Here is a 4,715-nt window from a genome sequence, read left to right on the forward strand (position 1 = left end):
GGCGACGGCGCCCTTCGGCATGCTGTCCTTCAGCCCTGATACGCCCTCACGACCGGACGGCGGGGGCTACAACTACGACGACACCTCCACCACCGGCTTCAGCCTCACCCATATGTCGGGCCCGGGCTGCGGCGCCTACGGCGACTTCCCGATCCTGCCGACCGTGGGCGCGCTGGGCGCCGACCCGGCGAGCGCCACTGCGGCGTTCCAGCACAGCGGCGAACACGCCGCGCCGGGCTCGTACTCGGTCGCGCTGAACCCGGGTGCGTCCACACCGGTGCAGGCCGACGTGGCAGCCACCGCCCGCACCGGCATAGGCCGATTCACATATCCCAGCACCACCGCGGCGAACATGCTGTTCAAGATGGGTGACTCCCAGTCCGGCAACCAGGCCGCGAACGTCCAGGTGGTGGGCGACAACGAAGTGACCGGCACCGAGACGGCCGGGCAGTTCTGCGGTACGCCGGGCACCTACCCGGTGCACTTCGTCGCCACCTTCTCCCGCCCGTTCTCCTCGTACGGCACCTGGCACACCGCGCCGACCGGGCCCAACATCTTCACCCAGCCCGCCGGTGATCTCCCGTGGAGCTACCACGAGGTGGCAAGCGGCGGGACCACCGCGAGCATCACCCCCGCGACGACGCCAGACGGCAGCAGCGCCGTCGCCTGGAAGCAGAGCAACGCCCTGGCCAACACCTGGATCCAGGCCACGCCCCCGGCCCTGACCCAGGGCGACACCTACCAGGCCGGCGTTACCCTGCAGGGCAGTGGCGACGTCTACCTCAACTTCTTCAACGGAGGGCAGGACGTCGGCGGAAAGGCCGTCAAACTTACCTCCACCCCGGTCACGCTGACGGTGGACGCCGCCATCCCGACCGGCGCCATCGGCGCCCCGCAGTTCCAGGTGCGCACCGCCGGCTCAGGCCCGCTCGACCTGCTGGCTTCGGCGGTGTCGATCCACCAGGACACAGTCGTGAAGTCGCCCGGTACCACCCAGGTGAGCGTGCGCGGCTCCGGTACTCAGCGGGTGCCCGCCGGGCCCGATGGCAAGCCGGCCGGTGTCGGCACCGGGACACCGGTGGCCCCGCGCGGAGTCGAGGCGAAGGGCTCGCAGTCGCGCACTCAGGTCGCGGGTACCGACGGGCTGCAGTCGGGCGCCTGGGTCAGCTTCGACACCACCACGCAGCACCAGGTGACGATGAAGGTCGCCCTCTCCTATGTGAGCCAGGACGACGCCGTCGCCAACCTAGCGAGCGAAGACCCCGGCTGGAGCGTCCCCGCAGTGGCCGAGCGCACCTACGCGCAGTGGAACCACCTGCTCTCCCGGATGCGGATCGGCGGCGGCACCGCGGCCCAGCGCCAGGAGTTCTACACCGCGCTGTACCACACGATGCTCGAACCGAGCATCTTCTCCGACGCCAACGGCGACTACCTCGGCTTCGACGACAAGGTCCACCGGACTGCCCCCGGCAAGGAGCAGTACGCCAACTTCTCAGGCTGGGACATCTACCGCTCCGAGATACCCCTGCTCGCCGTGATCGCCCCGGAGCAGACGAGCCAGATGATGACCTCACTGCTCAACGACCAGGCGCAGGGCGGCTGGCTGCCCAAGTGGGGATTCGCCAACGACTACACCGACGTCATGAACGGTGACGCCGCCGACCCGATGCTGGCCGAGGCCTACGCCCTGGGCGCTCGGGACTTCGACGCCAAGGCCGCGCTGGCGGCCATGGTCAAGGGCGCAACCAGCGTGCCGACGTCGCCCAGTGAGATGGGCCAGGGCTGGTACGTCGAGCGGCCCCAGCTCTCTTCCTACGAGTCGCTCGGATACATCCCGAACACGACGAAGAGCTCCCTCTCGCCGGAGAACAACGGAGCCTCGGAGACTATCGAGTACGCCACCGCCGACTTCGGCATAGCGCAGCTCGCCAAGGCCCTGGGGGAGACCTCGACTTATCAGACGTTCCTGCAGCGGTCGCAGAACTGGACCAACGTCTTCAACACCGCCACCGGCTACATCCAGCCGCGCGACGCCGACGGCCAGTTCCCGGAGTACGACCCGACGACGGACGGCATGGGCACCTTCGGCCAGTCCGGCTTCCAGGAGGCCAACGCTGCCCAGTACACCTGGGCGATCCCGCAGGACATCCATGGCCTGGTCAGCGCGATGGGCGGCAACGATGCCGCCATCAAGCGCCTGGACACCTACTTCCAGCAGCTCAACGTCGGACCCAACCTGCCGTACGAATGGGCCGGCAACGAGCCCGCCTTCGGGACCCCGTGGGTGTACGACTACGTCGGCGCGCCGTACAAGAGCCAGGAGATCGTGCACCGCCTGCTCAGCTCGGTCTACGCGGACACCCCCGGCGGGGAGCCAGGCAACGACGACCTCGGCGCCATGAGCTCCTGGTACGTGTGGTCGAGCCTCGGCATGTATCCGGAAACCCCGGGTACGCCGGTGCTCGCGCTGGGCGCGCCGATCTTCTCCCGGGCGCAGATCCACCTGCCCGGCGGCCACCAGCTGGAGATGACCGCGCCCGGCGCCTCGACGAGCACCTATGTGCACAGCCTGTCCGTCAACGGGCAGTCCTACTCGTCGGCCTGGCTGCCCGCGTCGCGGCTCACCGGGGCCGACGCACCGTCGGGGCAGCCCGCCACCACCGAGCTGGCGTTCAACCTCTCGCCCACCGCAGACCAGTCGTGGGCGGCTGCGGCCGCTGACGCGCCGCCGTCCTACCCGTCCGGGCCGCTGGAGTTCCCGCCGGGACGCAAGCCGATCATTCTCACCCCGACCGGACCCAACCTGCTCGGCAGCACGCCCACCGGCCAACTGGCCTGGCAGGGACCGGTGCAGAACGGCGTGGGCTCGGTGCCCGGGACCGTCGCGCCCGCCACCACACCCGAGGGCGCGAGCGCGGCGCAGTGGACCGAGACCGACGCGGCTCCCAACACCTGGATCTGGGTCGATCCGACGTCCCAGCTGCCCGCCGGCCAGAGCTACCAGGCCTCGGTCACCCTGGAGGGCACCGGCTCGGTCTATCTGGACTTCTGGAACGGTCAACAGGACCTGACCAGTCAGACCGTCCAGCTGACCGGCACGCCCCAGACCCTGACCGTCCAGGGCGTGGTCACATCCGCGGCCGACACCCATCTCCAGATCCGCACGGCCGACGCCGGCCCGGTCAACCTCTACGCTAGCGCGGCGTCCATCCAGCTCCTCACCCCTGAGCAGACCGGCTAGCCGCCCGTACCACAGTCAGGGCTCCCTCGCTGAAGCGAGGGAGCCCTGATCAGTTAGCAGTAGATGCACGGTCTTGGGCTGAGCTCGTATTGCTATTGTCCGTTCTCGGTGATCGTGTCGGAAGTGAGGAGCCTCGCGTTTTCCGGACAGGCATCTGACCTTGTGGGGCTCAATTACAGGATTCGGCCGCTGATCTGCGAGTTCGTAGTGGTATCAACTGGCGATTTGATACTCGTTGATGAGTCCCTCGACTTTCGATGTTCTGACCGGTTTGGGGTGTGGGTGCCGATTATTCCGTCCGCACAGGTCAAGCGGCATGTGCGTACTCGTGGAGGAGGCCGCCGAGTCGATCACGCCGATGGACGTTCAACCGCTCGAGTCGCTCGGCTTCGGTGATCGGTTCGGGGACCGGCCGCAGGGGCGCCGCGCTGTGCAGGGCGCGGTGGGTCCGATGCTCGTTGGAGAACGACTCGAACTCGCTGAGTGCGTGGAGCAGGTGGGCCTGGTTCCAGATCAACGTGCGGTCGAGTAGTTCGTGTCTGCAGGTCTGCACTCAGCGCTCCATGATGGCGTTCATGCGGGGGACGCGGATGCCGGTGGTGACGATCTCGATGACCTCGGCGGCGAAGACGGCGTCGAACGCGCGGGTGTACTTGCTGTCGCGGTCCCTGATCAGGTGCGTGACGGTGGCGCCGGCGTCCTGGAGGTCCATGATCAGGTTCCTCGCGGCCTGGGTGGCCCAGTCCGCGGTGGGGTGGGCGGTCGCGCCGAGTATGCGGATGCGGCGGTTGGCGTGCTCGATGACGGCGAAGACGTGCACGGTGGCACCGTTCAGGGTGGTGGCGGTGAAGTAGTCGCAGGCCAGGATCGCGTGGGACTGGCTGCGCAGGAACGCGGCCCAGGTCTGACGGTCACGTTCGGGCGCCGGCTCGATCCCGTGCTGCTTCAGGATCTCCCACACGGTGGAGGGTGCGACCTTGATACCGAGGACCGCGAGTTCGCCGTGGATCCTTCTGTAGCCCCACCCACTGTTCTCGCGGGCCAGTGGCAGGACGAGAGCCTGGATGCTGCTGGGGGCACCTCCCGGCCGAAGGCTGGGGGAGGGTCGGTGGACGGCCGGGCCGCTTGCGACGGGAGGCGGCGGCGTGGCGGCGGCGCATGACGTCCCGGTGCCACCTCAGAACCGTGTCCGGGGAGACGATCAGGTGCAGCTGCCGCAGCTTGGGCCTGGGGAGCCGGTGGAGGAGCGCGGCCAGGAAAGCGCGATCCGCCGAGGAGACGCGTGGCCTGTTGATCTGCCGCTGCAGGACGGCCAGCTGGTGCCGCAACGTCAATATCTCGATGTCCTTGTCAACGTCGCTCATCGGCAGCAACCGTATGAGGGAGAACACGCTCGACACGGCGAGGTAGGGCAGTCGCAGCAGCATGGTTGATCAGCCTGACACGCTTGTCCGCCGATCGACGGCCGTTCGCG

The 4,715-nt window shown here is 68.3% G+C and carries 2 protein-coding genes and 1 pseudogene; 2 read left to right on the top strand and 1 reads right to left on the bottom strand.

Annotated features, from left to right (window positions below; genetic code table 11):
- Nucleotides 1-3,241: GH92 family glycosyl hydrolase (locus FCI23_RS54100; protein ID WP_136731545.1), on the top strand; the 3,241-nt coding region annotated here is incomplete at its 5' end.
- A gap of 307 nt (nt 3,242-3,548) precedes the next feature.
- Here the strand turns inward: FCI23_RS54100 and FCI23_RS54105 are convergent.
- A pseudogene (locus FCI23_RS54105) lies at nt 3,549-4,557 on the bottom strand (integrase core domain-containing protein).
- Between FCI23_RS54105 and FCI23_RS62075 the strand changes: the two are divergent.
- On the top strand, nt 4,447-4,674 hold the full coding sequence (locus FCI23_RS62075) for a hypothetical protein (RefSeq protein ID WP_136730094.1): 228 nt from the start codon (nt 4,447-4,449) through the stop codon (nt 4,672-4,674). The pseudogene FCI23_RS54105 and the gene FCI23_RS62075 sit on opposite strands and share 111 nt — an antisense overlap.
- Nucleotides 4,675-4,715: the final 41 nt, after the last annotated feature.

The sequence above is a fragment of the Actinacidiphila oryziradicis genome, from assembly GCF_005047355.1.
Classification (GTDB): domain Bacteria; phylum Actinomycetota; class Actinomycetes; order Streptomycetales; family Streptomycetaceae; genus Actinacidiphila; species Actinacidiphila oryziradicis.